Below are 16,384 nucleotides of genomic sequence, written 5' to 3'. Positions count from 1 at the left end.
CCGCTCCCGAACACCGCGGCCGTTCTCACTCACTCGGGGACACGAACATGAAACTGATCGAACGTGAAGCGGCGCTGGCCACGCTGTGGAACCTTTTCACCGAATCGCTGTGCGGGCGCGGAAAAGTGGCCGTGGTCAGCGGAGTGGTGGCGACCGGGAAGACCGCCCTGCTCCGCGCCTTCGCCGAGCGGGCGACCGGGTCGGGCGCGGTGTTCCTCGGCGCGGCGGCCTCGCACGCCGGGCAGGGCGTCCCGCTCGGCGTGCTCAAGCAGCTCGTCCGCGGCGCCGGGTGCCCGTCCGGCGTACGGGGCGAGGTGCGGCGGCTCCTGGACGAGGGATCCGGCGCCGCGGCGTTCGATGAGGACCACCCGCGCCCTGATCCGGGCACCCAGGTCACCGGCGCAGTCCTGGAGGAGCTGCACCGGATCGTCCTGCGCATGGCGGAGCGGGCCCCGCTCGTGATCGGTGTCGACGACGTCCACCATGCCGACCCGGCGTCGCTGCGGTTCCTCCTCTACATCGCGCACCGCCTGAAAACGGCCCGCGTCCTGATCGTCCTCACCGAACGCACGGAGCCCTGGCGGGACCACCCGCTGTTCCACGCCGACCTGCTCAGCCGGCCGCACTGCCGGCGGATCCGGCTGGAGCCGCTGTCCCGGCACGGCCAGGCCCGGCTGCTCGCGACCCGCCTGGGCACGCGGGCGGGCTGCCGGCTGGCAGAGGTGTGCCATGCCGTCACCGGAGGGAATCCGCTCCTGGTCCAGGCCCTGCTCAAGGACAACCGCCTCCCGGTCCGGGACGCCGAGCTCACCGTGGACGGCGCGTACCAGCGGGCCGTGACGAGCTGCCTGCACCGGGGCGGGCCCGCGATGGCGAGCATCGCCCGGGCCTTGGCGATCCTGCGGGAACCGGCCGCCCCGGCCCTGCTCGGCAGGCTGGTGGGCCTCGACACCGGCCAGGTCACCGAGACGATGGACGCGATGGCCACGGCCGGGCTGCTGGACACCGGCCGCTTCCGCCACCCCGCCGCACGGGCCGCGGTCCTGGACGGCATGGCGCCCGAGGAGCGCGCGGCCCTGCACGGCCGGGCGGCGCGGCTGCTGCACGATCATGGCGCGGCGCCGCCGGTGGTGGCCGCGCATCTCCTCGCCGCGTCCAGACCGGCGGGCACCGGACCGGCCGGTGCCGACCAGGCCACCGCCGGCCTCACCGTCCCCGGGCCCGCGGGCCCCGGCACTCCTACGGACGCCGTCTCCCGCGTCACCTCCGGGTCCGGGGCCGGGCTCCCCGGGAGCATCTCGGAGTTCACCGCCGGGTACGGCGACCGGCCTGTCGCGGAGGCCGTCACGGAGCCACCGCTGATGCCCCTGCCCCTGACGGCGTCCGCCGGTAGAGCCGCCAGCGCGTTCGCTCCCGAGGCCGGGCCGTGGGCGCTGCCCGTCCTGGAGGAGGCGGCCGAGCAGGCGCTCGCGGACGGCGAACTGCACACCGCCCTGGCCTGCCTGCGCCTCGCTCACGACGCCTGCCCCGACGAGGACCGGCGGGCGAGCGTCGCCGGCGCCCTCGCCCGTACCGAATGGCGCATCGATCCCACCGCCGTGCGCCGGCTCCTGCCCGCCCTCCTGTCCGCCGCGCGCGAGGGGCGGCTGACCGGGCCCCCCGCCGTCCGGCTGCTGGGCTACCTGGCATGGTACGGCCGGACCGGCGAGGCCATCGACGTCCTCGGACGCCTGGCCGGACCGGGCGCGGCACCGCCGCGCGGCCCCGTCCGGGAGGTCGAGGCGGCCCGGCTGCTGATGTCCTGTCTCTGCCCCGAAGCGATGGACCGGGCCGCACCCGGGCGGGACGCCGCGCAGGACCGGGCGGCGGTCGCGAGCCCGGCGAACCGGCAGCTGCGGGCGGCGGCCACACTGTCGGCCGCGCTCACCGGCGCGCCCGGCCATGACGTCCCCGGTGTCGCCGAGCAGGTGCTGCAGGGAGCGCGGCTCGGCGAGACACCCTCCGAGTACGTCCTGGCCGCCCTGGCGGCACTGGTCTACGACGACCGCCCGGACAAGGCGGCGCGCTGGTGCGACCCCCTCCTGGAAGAGGCCGCGGCCCGGCGCGACACGGTCGCGCACGCGGCACTGGCCACGGCCCGCGCGGTGATCTCACTCCGGCAGGGGGAACTGGTCGCGGCCGAGCGGCACGCGCGGGCCGCGCTGTCCCGGCTCTCCCCGGCGGGCTGGGGGGTGGCCATCGGCCTGCCGCTCTCGGTGATGGTGAGCGCCACCACGGGGATGGACCGGTACGAGGACGCCGCCACCTACCTGGGCGTCGCGGTGCCGGAGGCCATGTTCCAGACCCCCTGCGGCCTGCACTATCTGCAGGCCCGCGGGCATTACCGCCTCGCGACCGGGCACGCCGCCGCGGCCCTCGCCGACTTCCGTTCCTGCGGCGACCTGGCCCGCCGGTGGGGCTTCGACGTTCCCGGGCTCGTCGCGTGGCGCGCCGACATGGCGCGGGCCCTCATCGAGCTGGGCGAGCTCCGCGAGGCCGCGGCGCTGGCCGCGGAGCAGCTGGGCAGGCTGCGGCCCGGCCCGTCCAGGACCCGCGGCGTCACCCTGTACATTCAGGCCCTGACCGGCGACCCGGCCGACCGGCGGCGGCTGCTCCGCGAGGCCGTCGCCGTCCTGGAGCAGAGCGGCGACCAGTACGAGCTGGCGCTCGCCCTTGGCGAGCTGAGCAGGGCCCAGCATGCGAGCGGGGAAGGCGACCTGGCGTCCGTGTCGGCGCGCAGGGCCCGCCACCTGGCCGAACGCTTCGGCATGCCCGCGGCGGCCGGCTCCCCGTCGCGCCCCGGTGCCCCCCAGGCCGGTACGCCGGGCTCGCCCGCGCGTTCCCCTGCGGAACAGGTCGCGCCGGAGCTCTCACCGGCGGGCCCGGCGAAGCGTCGCCCGGCGGGCCGCGCCGCCGCCCCTACGGCGGGAGGGACACCGGCGCGGGCGAACGTTCCGGTCCCCGAGCTGACCGAGGCCGAACGGAAGGTCGCCGCGCTGGCCGCCCAGGGCCACACCAACCGGCAGATCGCCGACACGCTCCTCATCACGGTCAGCACCGTCGAGCAGCACCTCACCCGCGTGTACCGCAAGCTCAACGTCACCCGCCGCGCCGATCTGAGACCGGAGTTGTGGAGCACCACGGGCACCTACGCCGCCCGCAACGGCTGACACCCGACCCGGACGAAGCCGCACGCCCCCGGCCTCGCGCCGCCGCGTCCCATCCCCGCGTCCCATCCCCGTCCCCGCCCCCGTCCTTGTCCCCGTCCCGACGACCGGATCGTTCCGAGGGAGGAAAGATGATCGAGCTCCACCGGCTGACCAAGCGTTACGGGCCGATCCTGGCCGTCGACGATCTGACGGTCACGATCCGCCCTGGCCGGGTGACCGGGCTCATCGGTCCCAACGGTGCGGGCAAGACGATCACCCTGCGGATGATCCTCGGGCTCACCACCCCCAGCCGGGGAACGGCCCGCACCGGGGGCCGCCGCTTCGCCGACCTCCCCAGCCCGATGCGGCAGGTGGGCGCGCTGCCCGGGCCGGGGACACTGCACGGCGGCCGCCGCGCGTACGACCAGCTGCTCTGCGCGGCCCGCAGCAACGGCATCCCCCGCCGCCGGGTGGACGAGGTGGTCCGGCTGGCCGGGCTGGACCGGGTCGCCGGCCGGCGGGTCCGCACGCTGTCGTTCGGGATGTGCCGGCGGCTGGGCGTCGCCCTGTCCCTGCTGGGCGACCCCAGCGTGCTGATCTACGACGACGCGGTGGAGGGGCTCGACCCGGCGGGCCTCTCCTGGATGCGCACCCTGCTGTGGGGCTTGGCCCGCGAGGGCCGTACGGTGCTGGTCACCGGCCGCCCGCTGAGCGAGCTGACGCAGCTCGCCGACCATCTGGTCGTGCTCGACCGCGGCCGGCTCGTCGCCGACCGCGACGCCCGTGACCTCGAACGCGAGTACGCCGAACGTCAGGTGCTGGTGCGCTGCGACGATCCGGGCTTCCTGGCCGGGCGGCTGACCGGGGCCTGCGCGGGCGTCCGGCTGGGCACCGGCGGCGCGCTGCTGGTGTCGGGCCTTGACGCCGCCGAGATCCACCGCCTGGCCGTGACCGGCGGGATCCGCCTGCACGAACTGACGCCCCAGCGGTCCTCGTTGATCGAGGTCTGCCAGAAACTGACCCGGAACGGCCCCGGCCAGGCGGCCACCGAAGGGGCGGCCTGATGGGCGCCGCCTCCCCTCTGCGCACCGGCCCGGGCAGGCCCGGTCCCCTCCCGCCCGTCACCTTCCGCCACGCCGTCCGGTCGGAGTGGACGAAGATCCGCACCCTGCGGCCGGGCGTCCTCGCCGCGCTCAGCGCCGCCCTGCTGATGGTGCTCGGTGCGCTGGACCCCCGCTTCCCCGTTCCCGGCTGCCACACCTGGGCCGCCGGAGGCTGCGCGTTACCCGACGTCTCCGGTTCCGGTCTGCGGGGCGGGATGCTCGCCCAGCTCGCACTCGGCGTCCTCGGCGTCCTGGCCGTCACCTCCGAGTACGCGACCGGTGCGATCCGTACCAGCCTGGCCACGGTCCCCCGCCGGGGCCGCCTGCTGGCCGCCAAGGCCGCGGTGTGCGCGCTCGTCGCGTTCGCGGTCGGCGGCACCGCGAGCCTGGCCGCCCTGTACATCGACCGGCGGATCACCAGCACTCCACTCCAGCCCGGCGGCCATCTGGACATGCTGCACGCGGCGTCGGGAACGGGCATCCACATGGCCTTGATCGGGATGGCCGGAGTCGCGGCGGGGTTCCTGACGCGCTCGACGGCAGGCGGCTTCGCCGTCCTGCTCGCCGCGGTGTTCATGGTCCCGCTGTCCTACCCCCTGCTGCCCGCCCCGGCGGAGGAGCTGGCACGCACATACTGGCCTTTCTCAGCCGGCGCCCAGGTCATGACCCTGATGGGAGACCCCCGCGCCCTCCCGCCCTGGGCCGGACTTGGGCTGCTCGCCGCCACGGTCACCATCGCCCTCCTGATCGCGCTCATGGTGTTCCAACGCAGAGAATCCTGAGGCGAACGCTGAAGCGACCGGGGGGCCAGGCCGCCCGAGGGGGTGACGGTGGCCTCCGCCAGGTAAGGCCACCGCCACGTCCCGTCCCCCGAAAGGCGCCCGCTAGCGCTCCGTTACGGGTGCTGGCCACACCACGGTGGGGAACAACCCCCACACCCCCGACACAACCAGCCTGACCAACCCCCTCCACTCCGCTAGCGCTCCGTTGCGGGTGCTGGCCACACCACGGTGGGGAACAACCCCCACACCCCCGACACAACCAGCCTGACCAACCCCCTCCACTCCGCTAGCGCTCCGTTGCGGGTGCTGGTCAGACGATGCTCGCGATCTGGCGCTCCACCCGTATCGCGAAGTCGGCCCAGACGTCCGCGCAGTCGCGGGCCAGCTGGGCGACGATCCCGGCGCAGTGCGGGGGGACATTGTTGATCATCGTGTCCCAGTCCGCCGTCTTCATCGTGTGGAGGTTGAGCAGCATCAGCAGGTTCCGCCCGGTCTCGTTGAAGCGCAGGGCGGGATCCGCCTTGAGCCGCTCGACGATCGCGGCGCGGTCCCGCGCCGGTGTCTGGACGGCCGCCTTCCGTTCGGCGTGGGTGTTGCGGCGGCTGGCCAGGCTCACGGTGCCGGCCATCCGTTTGGGCAGCGGGTCCTCGCCCCGGCGCAGCCGGTTACGGACGTCCCGTGCCGTCTCCGGTGAGATGCCGGCCGCCTGCGCGATCTGGCGCAGCGAGAGGCTCGGGTTCTCATTGATCAATTCGGCGGCCACCCGGCGGCCCTCCGCTCCGTTGATCGGGCGAACCCGGCCGTCCTGCCCGATCCGGAGAGGCTCCGCGGCCGCGCCGGCCGGCACCCGCCGCCGAATCTCGGCGACCGTGCCGGCGGCGATCCCGGTGGCCGAGGCGACCATCCGGTCCGACCAGCGCGGATGCGAGACGACGATGCGCTCCGCCGCGCGCTTGCGGTCGGCCAGCGACAGCGGCAGCCCGTGCGCGATGTTCGAACGGACCGCCATCACGAAGGCGTCGGCGTCGTCCCCATCGAAGAACCGGACCCGGATCTTCTCGTCGCCTCTGAGCCGGGCCGCCAGTACGCGGTGCAGCCCGTCGATGACCCGCATGGTCGGACGGTGCACCAGGATGGGGGGAAGCTCGGCCTGCGCCGCGGCCAGTGCCTCCACATGTTCCGGGTTCTCCCCCGAGATCCGCGGCGAGTCGGTGATGGACAGCGCGCTGACCTCGACGTCGACCACCGGACTGAGATCGCCTTGCTCCTGCCGGAACTCCACTTCGGCTCCCTACGATTCTTTCTCACCTACGAGTCACCCGTCAGCGGGGGGCGAGCGCGCGAGTGACCGGCGCCAGGCGGTGGACCGCCTGCCGCGGGCTGCGCGTTCTTCGTGCACTCCGGAACGCCACGAGAGGAACGCCCCGTACTCGTCCTCGAAGAGAAGGTCACACCGCAGCACGGCATGCCGTTCTCGCTGTGATCGGCCGGCCCCGCGGGCCTTCGCCGAAGATGTGCCGGGGCGCCCTCGCCCCGGCTCCCCTGTCGCGGATCATGCCCTGGCCGCCTCTCCGACACCCCTTCCCCCGTGCGAAGGACGTTCAGCCGACTATCGGGATGGCATGAATTCGCTTCACGACGATAACAACGGATCTTTGCCGGCGGGTACCCCTAGGCATCCCCTATCCCCTACTCGCTGCTCCCCTAGGGCCTTCGTGTTCCTATAACAGCAGGTCAGAACCGGTGCACTGGACACTCAGCGTGATCATGCGGACCGTAAGGGGGTCGGGGGACCCACCCACCCCGACCGCCCCTGAGATCCACCCGAGAACGCGGGATGCCGATCAACTTTTGTCTCTGGGACCACGGTTACATGCCATTCTCATCCGAGGTGGTGGAGCCATTTTATTGGCAATGGAAAAGCATGGCGAGCCTCTCGGTCACACACCCGAGGGCAGGGCGTCCCTACGCCTGGCAGGCCCCCGAAAGCCTCCCGGTACGGCCCGCGCGCCGGGCCTCACGGGCCCACGCCGCACGCGAGGAAGCGCCGACGGGCCGTGCGAGGCGGACGAAGAGCGTCCCGCGTCCACGGTCGATCGGACATTCCGCATGACCAACACGGATCCGCTCGCATCCACTCGAAGGAGCAGCTCGGACATATCTCGTAAGCTGTGGGCCACGTTGAAGTAACCGCTCACTTGGAGAAGGTGGATGACGCGGGAAGGCACCTCGCCGGAGATCATCGATCAGACGAGGGCGAGCATCGCCCGCGTGTACGACGTCTTCCTCGGCGGCAAGGACAACTACGAGGTCGACCGCGAGGTCGCCAACGCGGTCATCGAGCAGATCCCGCAGACCCTGCGTTTCGCGCAGGAGCACCGGGCCTGGCTAATCCGTGTGGTCCGTTTCCTGGCCAAGGCCGGCATCGACCAGTTCCTCGACTGCGGGTCGGGCCTGCCGACCGCGGAGAACACGCATGAGGCCGTGCAGCGTGTCAATCCCGAGGCCCGGGTCGTCTACGTGGACATCGACCCGATCGTCGCCACGCACGGCCGCGCCATACTGGAGCGGAACGAGAGGACCCGTTTCGTGGCGGGCGACCTGACCCGGCCGCGCGATCTCTGGAACGATCCGGTGATCAGCGGGCATCTCGACCTGAGCCGCCCGGTGGCCCTGATCCAGTGTTCGACCATCCACCATGTCCCCGACGAGCAGCGCCCGGCCGAGATCATGCGCGAGTACGTGGATCTGCTGCCCTCGGGGTCCTACCTGGCGCTCACGCACTGGCACGACCCGGCGGACGGCAGCGAGGGCAGCGAGATCGCCCGCTACATCTCCGAGGTGTTCAACGGCAGCTCGATGGGCTCGGGCAACTTCCGCAGCCGCGCGGAGATCGAGGAGTACTTCACCGGGCTGGAATTCGTCGATCCCGGCCTCACCCTCCTGCGGGACTGGTGGCCGGACGGGCCGCACGTGGCGCCCGCCGACGGGGTCGACCACATCGTTCTCGCCGGGGTGGCCCGGAAGCCCTGACCGTCCCCGGGGCGACCCGTCGTCCCGGCTTGGGCGCCGGTCCGCGTTCGCCGCATGCCCGGGGAATTCGCCGGGCATTACTCTGCGCAAGCAGCCGCCGTCCACGGCGGCTTCGGCGCAGAGGGAGACTTTCCCATGTCCACCCAAATCCGGAAACGTTCGAGCAGAACGCGGACGGCCCTCCCAGCAGCGTTCGCGGCGCTGGTGCTCGCCGTCCCTGCTTTTCCGGCCACGCGAGCGGAAGCGCAGGTCAGCGGCACGGACAACCCCTGCACGGCGCTCACCCTGGGAAAGTCCCGCCACGACCCGGGGACGGCCGGGCGCGTGCTCTTCGCGGTGGCGGACGCCTACGGGACGACCGAGGTGACCATCACCGAATGCACTAAAAGGAATGGTTTCTGGAAGAGAACGCTGATCGCACCGGGACATATCGGCCGGAACGGTTTCGCCGCTCCAGGTACGAAACGGGAAGGCGACGGCAGGTCCCCGACCGGTGCCTACAGTCTCACCGAGGCGTTCGGCGAGACCGACCCCGGGACCGCGCTGCCGTACCGTACGCTCCGCCAGAGCGGCGACTGCTGGGGCTCGACGATCGGCGACGACCGCTACAACCGGTACTACCAGGGCCGTTGCCTCCCGGCCGACGAGGACCTCTCGGCCTACATGAAGAACGGCCCCTACAGGCAGGCCGTCGTCATCAACCACAACCGGCCGCCCGACTCCCCCATCATCCACGGGCACGGCTCAGCGATCTTCATGCACATCGGCTCCGGGCCGACCGCGGGATGCGTCGCCCTGGCCCGGCCCCGGCTGGAGAGGATCATGAGGAACCTGCGCCCGCACGACAGGATCTTCATGGGCCCCCGGCAGGCGCTCTTCCGCTGAACGGCCCGTCCGCCCGGTCCCGGGGCCTCCTCCGGGACGCGCTGCTCGGGGAGGAGTCCGGGACCGGGCGGCGGCGGGTCACCACCGCCGCCCGGCACGCGCGGCCACGCACCGGCTACGCGGCGGCGCCCTGGGCCCGCTCCCGCCGCGGCGGGGAGGCGGACGCCGAGGGCCAGGCATCGGCCAGCGGCGCCGCGTAGACGATGATGTTGTCGGTGTAGTGGCCGCGGGCACGGTCGAACGTCCCGCCACAGGTGATCAGGCGAAGCGCCGGTTCGTCGACCCTCCCGTAGACGCGCTTCGTGGGGAAGCTGTCCTTGTCGACGCGCTGGACGCGCTGGACGCGGAAGGTCGCGGTCACACCGTCCCCGCGAACGATCTGGATCCTCCCGCCCGGCCGGAGCGCGCCGAGCTTGAAGAAGACCCCGGGCCCCTTCCTGGAGTCCACATGACCGACGATCACGGCCGGGCCCTTCTCCCCCGGCGTCGGGCCGTTCCGGTACCAGCCGGCCTCGTGGACACGGCTCAGCGGAGGAACGGCGATCTCGCCGTTCTCCTGCAGCCCGAGCGGAACGACCGGCGCGCTGACCTTGATCTCCGGGATGAGCACCCGCCGGGGGACCGAGGCCGGCAGCGCGCGCACGCCCCTCGGATCGGCGGACCGGGCGGCCGGGCCGGACTCCGCCAGTTCCGAGACGGACGGTTGCGGCGGCGTCGTGGAACGGTCGAGCCGCAGGCCGGCGATCCCCAGCGCCGCTCCGATCGCGATCAGCGCGGCGGCCACCCCGTACCAGAGGTAGGCGGAGCGGCCACCGCGCTTTTCATGACCCATGCGATCAGATCTGGCCCGTGGCGCGACGGCGCCGCGCCATGACCATGGCACCGCCCCCCAGCGCGATCGAGCCCAGTCCGACGGCCAGCAACGGGGTCACATCGGTGGACGTACCGCCGGCGCCGGCGGAGACGCCACCGTGCGGGTCACTGGAGTGGTGCGGCTTGATCTCGTGCAGGTACACGCGGGCGACCCACTTGCCGACGAGCTTCTTCGGGACGCCGCCCCGGAGCTGGGTCCACCCCTTGTCCTTGCAGTCGGCCGAAAGATGCGTGCCGTAGTCGAGCGCGCCGACGATCCGGTACTTCATCCCAGGGCCACTGCGGACGTTCAGCCCGCTCTTGGCGATGACCTGGTACCTGCAGACCTTGGCCCCTTCCTCCTGTGCGATGGTCGCCGCTTGGGCGGCCCCGGTGCTCGTGAGCGTGATGCCGCTGGTGGCCAGCCCGGCGACGACGAACGCCAGGCCGGTGCGCGCACTCGTTCTCATGTTCCTCCCCCTACTGGTGACTTCCTCTGATGCCGGACGCGTCCGGCATCATGTTGATCGAGCTACCCGCATCAATGCCGCCGGATGTTGCGCTGGTCATAAACATTTGCGCGGGCAGCCGATACTTTGCTTTGGAAGTTGCCCTTTTGGAGGTAAAGAGTGAGGCGCTCGCGCCCCGCCAAATCGGGCGTTGGAGACTTACCGGCACGGGTGACCGTGATCTACCTGCCACTCGCCTTTCTCGGCAGAAAGCCCGTTCTGTTCACGCTCGAACTCTCCTGGGACGCACTTCCTGCGGAGAGGAGAAATTGGGCGACTTGTGTGCGAGATCCCCTGGCCAGCACGAATGGGGATCCGCGCTGCGCCGTCACGATGAATGCGGCGGCCACCCCGGCCGGAGGTGGCCGGAGTGACCGCCGCATTCTTGATGGGGCGATCAGATGCGGTCGGTGGCACGGCGGCGGCGCGCCATGACCACGGCACCGCCTCCGAGGACGATCGAGCCCAGCCCGGCGGCGGCCAGCAACGGGCTCGCCTCCGCGGACGTACCCCCGGCGCCGGCGGCGACGGAACCGCGCGGGTCACCGTAGTCGCTCGAACCGTTGGAGTGGTGCATGTGGTGGTCCGAGTGGTGGTCCGAGTAGTGGTTGAAGCCACCGTGATGGTGGTGATGGTGCCGATGGTGGTGGTGATGGCGGTGATGGTGGTGATGGTCCCCTCGGTCGCCGTTATGGTCGCGAGGCCCCGGGTTGTCGCGAAGATGGCCGCGATAGACCCACTCCCCCCGCCATCTGTCCGGGACGCCGCTCCGCAGTTTCGTCCATCCACGGAACTCGCAGTCGGCCCAGACGCGCTTGCCGTGCCTCAGCTTGCCGAGTGAACGGAAATGGAAGCCCGAGCCCGTGCGGACATCCGTTCCGTGCCGCTCATGGACCCTGTAGTGACAGACCTTTATCGGGGCGTTCCGGACTTCCTGGACGGCGTTCGCCGCGTCAGCGGTTCCGGCGCTCATCAGTGAATAGCCGGTGGTGGCCAGCCCGGCGACGGCGAGTGCCATACCGGTACGCGCACTCCTTCTCATGGTCCTCCTTCGAGCGGTGACTGCTCCGATGCCAGAAGGGTCCGGCATCTCGCCGAACGAGGTACCCGCATCAATGCCGCCGGATGTTGCGCTGGTCATAAACATTTGCGCCAGCCGGATCGTCTTTGCTTTGAAAGTTGCCCTTTTGACGGCAAAGAGTCCGGCGCGCACCCCAGCGCCAAATCGACAGATACGCCGATTTTTCAGTGACGGTTGCCCGCTTGGGAGAATGGCGTCCTCATTGCGGCGGAATGCCGCGCGTTCCGGATTGTTCGGCCCGCTCGCGCGGGGTCACCGGGCCCGCTCACCCCCCGGGGTTACCCGGCCTACTCGCCCGAGATCACCCGACCTGCCGGCGCGGGGTCACCCGGCCTACTCGCCCCAGGTCACCCGGCCTGCTCGGGCCGGGTCATCCGGGCGCCGATCAGGTCGGCCAGGGCGGCGTAGGCGGCCGAGTCGGCCAGTCCGGTGGCGGCCCGGATCTCTCCGCTGTGGATGGACTCCATGACCAGGCCGGCCACCGCGCCCACGAAGGCCGCGTCACCGGCGGGGGACGCCTCGCGGACCAGCCGACGCACGCGGCCGGCGGCGATGAGGGTGTTCTGCCGGTAGACCTCGCGGGTGGGGACGAAGTCGGTCAGGTCGGCGAAGAACGCCGGTGACGCGGGACCGAGCTCGTCCGAGATCGCGCGGAGGTACGCGGCCAGGCGGTCGCGGGGATCGGCGCCCGCGTCGAGACGGGCCTCCACCCGGGCGGTGGCCCGGCGGAAGAAGGCCCGCACCACGGTCACGATGATCTGTTCCTTGCTCGGCGCGACGGTGTAGAGCGTCGACTTCGAGCAGCGCAGGACGGCCGCCATGTCGGCGATGCCGAGATCGGCGAAGCCGCGTTCGAGGAAGAGGGTGATGAGCCGGTCGATGAGTTCGTCCCGGCGCCGCCCGTCCTCATGTCGCCGTCCGTCCTCCCGGCGCCGCCCGTCGGCCCGGCGCCGCTCGCGGACGTCACCGGCCCGCTCGTGGACGTCGCCGCTACCCGCGTTCATGGCGGCGAACAGTACCAGAAGGGGTTCTTCAGTACTGAGGTTGGTACCATCGGGCGGCGAAAGGAGCCACCATGCCAGTCGTTCGTCTCCTGCCCCATCCGGAAGCGGAGGACCTGATCGGCCTCACCCGCGAGATCGCCGCCAAGGAGCTGCTGCCCCGCGTGAACGAGGCGGAGCGGAAGGCGGAGTTCCCCCGCGACGTCTTCACCGTGCTGGGCCGTGCCGGGCTGCTGTCCCTGCCCTACCCGGAGGAGTACGGGGGCGGGGGGCAGCCGTTCGAGGTCTACCTCCCGGTGCTGGAGGAGATCGGCGCGGCGTGGGCGAGCGTCGGCGTGGGGGTCAGCGTGCACTCGCTGTCCTGCTTCCCGATGTTCACCTACGGCACCGTTGAGCAGCGCGAACGGTGGCTGCCGGACATGCTCTCGGGCGAACTGCTGGGGGCCTACTGCCTGTCGGAGCCGCACGCCGGTTCCGATCCGGGGGCCATCCGCACCAAGGCGGTCCGGGACGGCGACGCCTACGTGCTCAACGGCGCCAAGGCGTGGACGACCCACGGGGGCCAGGCCGACTTCTACACCGTCATGGCGCGTACCTCCGACGACGGGTCCCGCGGGATCTCCTGTTTCCACGTGCCCGCGGACACGCCGGGCCTGGCGTTCGACGTGCCCGAGGACAAGATGGGCCTCACCGGCTCGACCACCTCCACGGTACGGCTGGAGGACGTGCGGGTGCCGGCCGACCACCGGATCGGCGCGGAGGGGCAGGGACTGGCGATCGCCCTGGCCGGGCTGGACGCCGGACGGCTGGGCATCGCGGCCGTGGCCACCGGGCTCGCCCAGGCCGCGCTGGACACGGCCGTCGCCTACGCCAAGGAGCGCGAGGCGTTCGGCAAGGCGATCATCGACCACCAGGGGCTGGCCTTCCTCCTCGCGGACATGGCCGCCGCGGTCGGCTCGGCGCGGGCGACCTACACCGAGGCCGCGCGGCTCAAGGACGCCGGACGGCCCTACGGCCCGCAGGCGTCGATCGCCAAGCTGATCGCCACCGACAACGCCATGCGGGTCACCACCGACGCGGTCCAGGTGCTCGGCGGCGCCGGGTACACCCGGGACTTCCCGGTCGAACGGTTCATGCGCGAGGCGAAGGTCATGCAGATCTTCGAGGGCACCAACCAGATCCAGCGCCTGGTCATCTCCCGCACCCTGGCCCGCTGAGACCGGGAACGGACCGGGAACGGCCGGGAACGGACCGGGAGCGGACGGCGCGCGGCCGTCCGTCCCCCGGCGTCAGATGTAGCGGAGCGCCCCCGGTGCCGGGCCCGTACTCCCGCGCACTTCGAGGCGGGGGACGAAGTGGACGTCCGGGTCCGGGGTCCGGTGGTCGAGCAGTGCCCGGAGGCGCTGCCACGCCTGGTGCCCCAGCTCGGACTGCGGCACCGAGGCGGTGGTGAGCGGCGGGGTCGTGTAGCGGGCGAACGGGATGTCGTCGAAACCGACGACCGAGACCTGGCCGGGGACCTCCACGCCCAGCTCGTGCAGGCGGCTCAGGGCGCCGAACGCGACCAGGTCGTTGTAGGCCACGATGGCGGTGGCGCGTTCCCGGAGCACCTGGTCGGCCACCTGGTGCCCGTCGGCGAACGTGGCGCCGCACCGCAGCTCGACCAGTTCGAAACGGCCGGACGTGCCGCGCAGCGCCTCCAGGCGGTCCCGGTTGGAGGCGCTCGTCTCCGGCCCCGCCAGGTAGGCGAGGCGGCCGTGCCCGAGGGCCAGCAGGTGGGCGACGATGGCCCGGATCCCGGCGGCGTGGTCGACGGCCAGCGAGGGCGCCGGGATCTCCGGTACCTGCCGGTTGACCAGGACGAACGGGGCGAGCTTGCCGGCGAGCCCGATCAGCTCCTCGGTGGGCATCCGCGGCGCGCACAGGACGAGGCCGTCGCAGCGGCGCCGGGCCTCGGCGGCCAGGACCACCTCCTCGCGGACGTTCTCGTTGGAGCTGGCGACCAGCAGCCGATGCCCGTGCTCCCCCGCCGCGTCGGTCAGGCCGTGCAGCACCCGCTGGAACATCGGGTTCTCCAGGTCGGGGACCACGATGGCCACCATCCCGGTGCGGCCCAGCGCCAGGCTCCTGGCCACGGTGCTCGGCTCGTACCCCAGTCGCGTGGCGGCCTCCCGGACCCGCCGTACGAGCTCGGGGTCCACGGTGGCCAGGCCGTTCATGACGCGGGAGACGGTGGCGCGGGAGACGCCCGCCGCCTCGGCGACCTTCCCGATCGTGACGCCGTCACGCCCGGCGCCTGCTCTTGACGTGCGCATGAGGGTGGGTTTGACTCTCGACGAGACAAGAAAGCGGTTTCTCGGCCCACACTACCCGCCACGGCCCCACTGTTGAAAGGAGAGACCGGGACCTGGACGCGAGACGAGAAACCGGTTTCCCACCCCCCTCAGTGCCCAGGAGGAGACGCGGATGCGCAGAATCCTGACCGTACTCGTGGCCGTCCTGCTCGCGGCGGCGGCCGTGCCCGGCGCCGCGGCCGCGCGGGCCGAGCCCGGCACGTCCACCACCGGCCCCGCCGTCTCGGACGGGACGGCGCAGGGCTGGAAACTGGCCGACCGGATCCGGCACCGGGTCCGGCCCCCGAAGATCCCCGTCCGGAAGGTCGTCGTCACCGACTTCGGCGCCGATCCCACCGGGACGCGGGAGAGCACCGCGGCGTTCCGCAAGGCGATCGCCGCCGCCGCGGGCAAGGGCGGCGGGCGGGTCGTGGTGCCCGCGGGCACCTTCCTGACCGGCGCTATCCACCTGCGCAGCGGCATCGACCTGCACCTCGCCGAGGGCTCGGTCGTCAAGTTCAGCCAGGACCCCGCCGACTACCTGCCCGCCGTGTACACACGCTGGGAGGGCGTCGAGCTCTACAACTACTCGCCGTTCGTCTACGCCCGGAAGGCGCGGAACGTGGCGATCACCGGGAGCGGGACCCTGGACGGGCAGGCCGACGCGACGCACTGGTGGAACTGGGCCGGCGCCACCCAGACCGCCGACCGGGCCGAGCTGTTCCGGATGGGCGAGAGCGGCGTGCCGGTCGAGCAGCGGCGGTTCGGCGGCGGCCACTACCTGCGGCCCAACTTCGTGCAGTTCTACGAGAGCGAGAACATCCTCGTCCAGGGCGTGAAGATCGTCGGGTCGCCCATGTGGATGGTCCATCCGGTGCTGTCCCGGAACGTGCTGGTCGACCGCGTCACGCTCGAGAGCCACGGGCCCAACAACGACGGAGTCAACCCCGAGTCCAGCCGGGACGTCGTCATCCGGGACTCGGCCTTCGACAACGGCGACGACTGCATCGCCATCAAGTCCGGCCGGAACGCCGACGGACGCCGCGTCAACGTGCCCAGCGAGAACATCGTCGTCCACGGCAATACCATGCGGGACGGGCACGGCGGCGTGGTCATCGGCAGCGAGATGTCGGGGTCGGTGCGCAACGTCTTCGCCGAGGACAACGTCATGGACAGCCCCAACCTCGACCGCGCGCTGCGCATCAAGACCAACTCCGTACGCGGCGGCGTGGTGGAGAACGTCTACTTCCGCGACAACGAGGTCCTGGAGGTCGGGCAGGAGGTGATCTGGATCAACTTCTTCTACGAGGAGGGGGACGCGGGCGCCTTCACCCCGACCGTGCGCGGCGTCCACGTCGAGGACCTCAAGAGCAACGGCGGCCAGTACGCCCTGTACCTGCGGGGCTACGAACGCTCACCGATCAGTGACGTCACCATCACCAACGCCACGTTCGACAACGTGGGCACGCCCATGCTGCTGGAACACGTCCGCGACCTGCGGCTGACCAACGTCCTGATCAACGGCGAGCCGTACGACGACTGACGGCCCCGTCCACGGCCATGCCCACGTTGACTTGCGGCGAGTTGTCGTGTGACCGGGCGGTCAAGACAGCAACC

13 protein-coding genes are annotated in these 16,384 nt (G+C 71.8%); 7 read left to right on the top strand and 6 right to left on the bottom strand.

Translation table 11 applies throughout. The features are described 5' to 3' along the window. The first annotated feature begins 47 nt into the window (after nt 1-47). The 3 genes from IW256_RS42575 (at nt 48) to IW256_RS40570 (ending at nt 5,073) form a co-directional block, all read left to right on the top strand. On the top strand, nt 48-3,209 hold the full coding sequence (locus IW256_RS42575; protein ID WP_197015996.1) for a helix-turn-helix transcriptional regulator: 3,162 nt from the start codon (nt 48-50) through the stop codon (nt 3,207-3,209). A gap of 128 nt (nt 3,210-3,337) precedes the next feature. Next, complete coding sequence (locus IW256_RS40575; protein WP_197015995.1) at nt 3,338-4,252, top strand: ABC transporter ATP-binding protein; 915 nt, start codon at nt 3,338-3,340, stop codon at nt 4,250-4,252. Continuing rightward, entirely contained in the window at nt 4,252-5,073 is an 822-nt protein-coding gene (locus IW256_RS40570) for a hypothetical protein (protein ID WP_197015994.1), read from the top strand. The genes IW256_RS40575 and IW256_RS40570 overlap by 1 nt, the downstream gene beginning before the upstream one ends. Nucleotides 5,074-5,383: 310 nt before the next feature. On the opposite strand, the gene IW256_RS40565 is transcribed toward IW256_RS40570, so the two are convergent. Then, nucleotides 5,384-6,355, bottom strand: a complete 972-nt coding sequence (locus IW256_RS40565) for a ParB N-terminal domain-containing protein (protein WP_307829375.1) — start codon at nt 6,353-6,355, stop codon at nt 5,384-5,386. A gap of 929 nt (nt 6,356-7,284) precedes the next feature. On the opposite strand from IW256_RS40565, the gene IW256_RS40560 reads away from it, so the two are divergent. Both IW256_RS40560 and IW256_RS40555 read left to right on the top strand, forming a co-directional pair. Beyond that, nucleotides 7,285-8,106 carry an SAM-dependent methyltransferase gene (locus tag IW256_RS40560; protein ID WP_197015993.1) on the top strand — a complete coding sequence of 274 codons (822 nt, stop codon included), beginning with the start codon at nt 7,285-7,287 and terminating at the stop codon, nt 8,104-8,106. A gap of 135 nt (nt 8,107-8,241) precedes the next feature. Then, nucleotides 8,242-8,991, top strand: coding sequence for a L,D-transpeptidase family protein (locus IW256_RS40555; RefSeq protein ID WP_197015992.1), 750 nt, complete (start codon nt 8,242-8,244; stop codon nt 8,989-8,991). Nucleotides 8,992-9,106: 115 nt separating this feature from the next. Here IW256_RS40555 and IW256_RS40550 read toward each other — a convergent pair whose 3' ends face one another. The 4 genes from IW256_RS40550 to IW256_RS40535 all read right to left on the bottom strand — a co-directional run bounded on the left by IW256_RS40550 (nt 9,107) and on the right by IW256_RS40535 (nt 12,437). After that, nucleotides 9,107-9,823: a class F sortase gene (locus IW256_RS40550; RefSeq protein WP_197015991.1), complete on the bottom strand. Its 717-nt coding sequence runs from the start codon at nt 9,821-9,823 to the stop codon at nt 9,107-9,109. Between the two features lie 4 nt (nt 9,824-9,827). Then, nucleotides 9,828-10,313: an SH3 domain-containing protein gene (locus IW256_RS40545; RefSeq protein ID WP_197015990.1), complete on the bottom strand. Its 486-nt coding sequence runs from the start codon at nt 10,311-10,313 to the stop codon at nt 9,828-9,830. A 436-nt stretch (nt 10,314-10,749) separates the two neighbouring features. Next, nucleotides 10,750-11,370 carry a hypothetical protein gene (locus IW256_RS40540; protein ID WP_197015989.1) on the bottom strand — a complete coding sequence of 207 codons (621 nt, stop codon included), beginning with the start codon at nt 11,368-11,370 and terminating at the stop codon, nt 10,750-10,752. Nucleotides 11,371-11,780: 410 nt separating this feature from the next. Beyond that, nucleotides 11,781-12,437 (bottom strand): TetR/AcrR family transcriptional regulator, encoded by a 657-nt coding sequence (locus IW256_RS40535; RefSeq protein ID WP_231404125.1) that lies wholly within the window; start codon nt 12,435-12,437, stop codon nt 11,781-11,783. Nucleotides 12,438-12,508: 71 nt separating this feature from the next. Between IW256_RS40535 and IW256_RS40530 the strand changes: the two genes are divergently transcribed. Further along, nucleotides 12,509-13,651, top strand: a complete 1,143-nt coding sequence (locus tag IW256_RS40530) for an acyl-CoA dehydrogenase family protein (protein WP_197015988.1) — start codon at nt 12,509-12,511, stop codon at nt 13,649-13,651. A gap of 72 nt (nt 13,652-13,723) precedes the next feature. On the opposite strand, the gene IW256_RS40525 is transcribed toward IW256_RS40530, so the two are convergent. Next, nucleotides 13,724-14,749 carry a LacI family DNA-binding transcriptional regulator gene (locus IW256_RS40525; protein ID WP_197015987.1) on the bottom strand — a complete coding sequence of 342 codons (1,026 nt, stop codon included), beginning with the start codon at nt 14,747-14,749 and terminating at the stop codon, nt 13,724-13,726. 151 nt (nt 14,750-14,900) lie between these two features. On the opposite strand from IW256_RS40525, the gene IW256_RS40520 reads away from it, so the two are divergent. Continuing rightward, nucleotides 14,901-16,310, top strand: a complete 1,410-nt coding sequence (locus IW256_RS40520) for a glycoside hydrolase family 28 protein (protein WP_197015986.1) — start codon at nt 14,901-14,903, stop codon at nt 16,308-16,310. The last annotated feature ends 74 nt before the right edge of the window (nt 16,311-16,384 follow it).

Source organism: Actinomadura viridis (genome assembly GCF_015751755.1).
In the GTDB taxonomy this organism is placed as follows: Bacteria; Actinomycetota; Actinomycetes; order Streptosporangiales; family Streptosporangiaceae; genus Spirillospora; species Spirillospora viridis.
The sequence above is the reverse complement of the archived record's forward strand: the minus strand, read 5'-3'. Positions and strand labels throughout refer to the sequence as shown.

What these genes read in the sequence shown, in the direction of transcription:
- IW256_RS40545 (WP_197015990.1), bottom strand. Translation starts at nt 10,313, where the DNA reads ATGAGAACGAGTGCGCGCACCGGCCTGGCGTTCGTCGTCGCCGGGCTG.
- IW256_RS40520 (WP_197015986.1), top strand. Translation starts at nt 14,901, where the DNA reads ATGCGCAGAATCCTGACCGTACTCGTGGCCGTCCTGCTCGCGGCGGCG.
- IW256_RS40550 (WP_197015991.1), bottom strand. Translation starts at nt 9,823, where the DNA reads ATGGGTCATGAAAAGCGCGGTGGCCGCTCCGCCTACCTCTGGTACGGG.
- IW256_RS40530 (WP_197015988.1), top strand. Translation starts at nt 12,509, where the DNA reads ATGCCAGTCGTTCGTCTCCTGCCCCATCCGGAAGCGGAGGACCTGATC.
- IW256_RS40525 (WP_197015987.1), bottom strand. Translation starts at nt 14,749, where the DNA reads ATGCGCACGTCAAGAGCAGGCGCCGGGCGTGACGGCGTCACGATCGGG.
- IW256_RS40555 (WP_197015992.1), top strand. Translation starts at nt 8,242, where the DNA reads ATGTCCACCCAAATCCGGAAACGTTCGAGCAGAACGCGGACGGCCCTC.
- IW256_RS40570 (WP_197015994.1), top strand. Translation starts at nt 4,252, where the DNA reads ATGGGCGCCGCCTCCCCTCTGCGCACCGGCCCGGGCAGGCCCGGTCCC.
- IW256_RS40575 (WP_197015995.1), top strand. Translation starts at nt 3,338, where the DNA reads ATGATCGAGCTCCACCGGCTGACCAAGCGTTACGGGCCGATCCTGGCC.
- IW256_RS40560 (WP_197015993.1), top strand. Translation starts at nt 7,285, where the DNA reads ATGACGCGGGAAGGCACCTCGCCGGAGATCATCGATCAGACGAGGGCG.
- IW256_RS40535 (WP_231404125.1), bottom strand. Translation starts at nt 12,437, where the DNA reads ATGAACGCGGGTAGCGGCGACGTCCACGAGCGGGCCGGTGACGTCCGC.
- IW256_RS42575 (WP_197015996.1), top strand. Translation starts at nt 48, where the DNA reads ATGAAACTGATCGAACGTGAAGCGGCGCTGGCCACGCTGTGGAACCTT.
- IW256_RS40540 (WP_197015989.1), bottom strand. Translation starts at nt 11,370, where the DNA reads ATGGCACTCGCCGTCGCCGGGCTGGCCACCACCGGCTATTCACTGATG.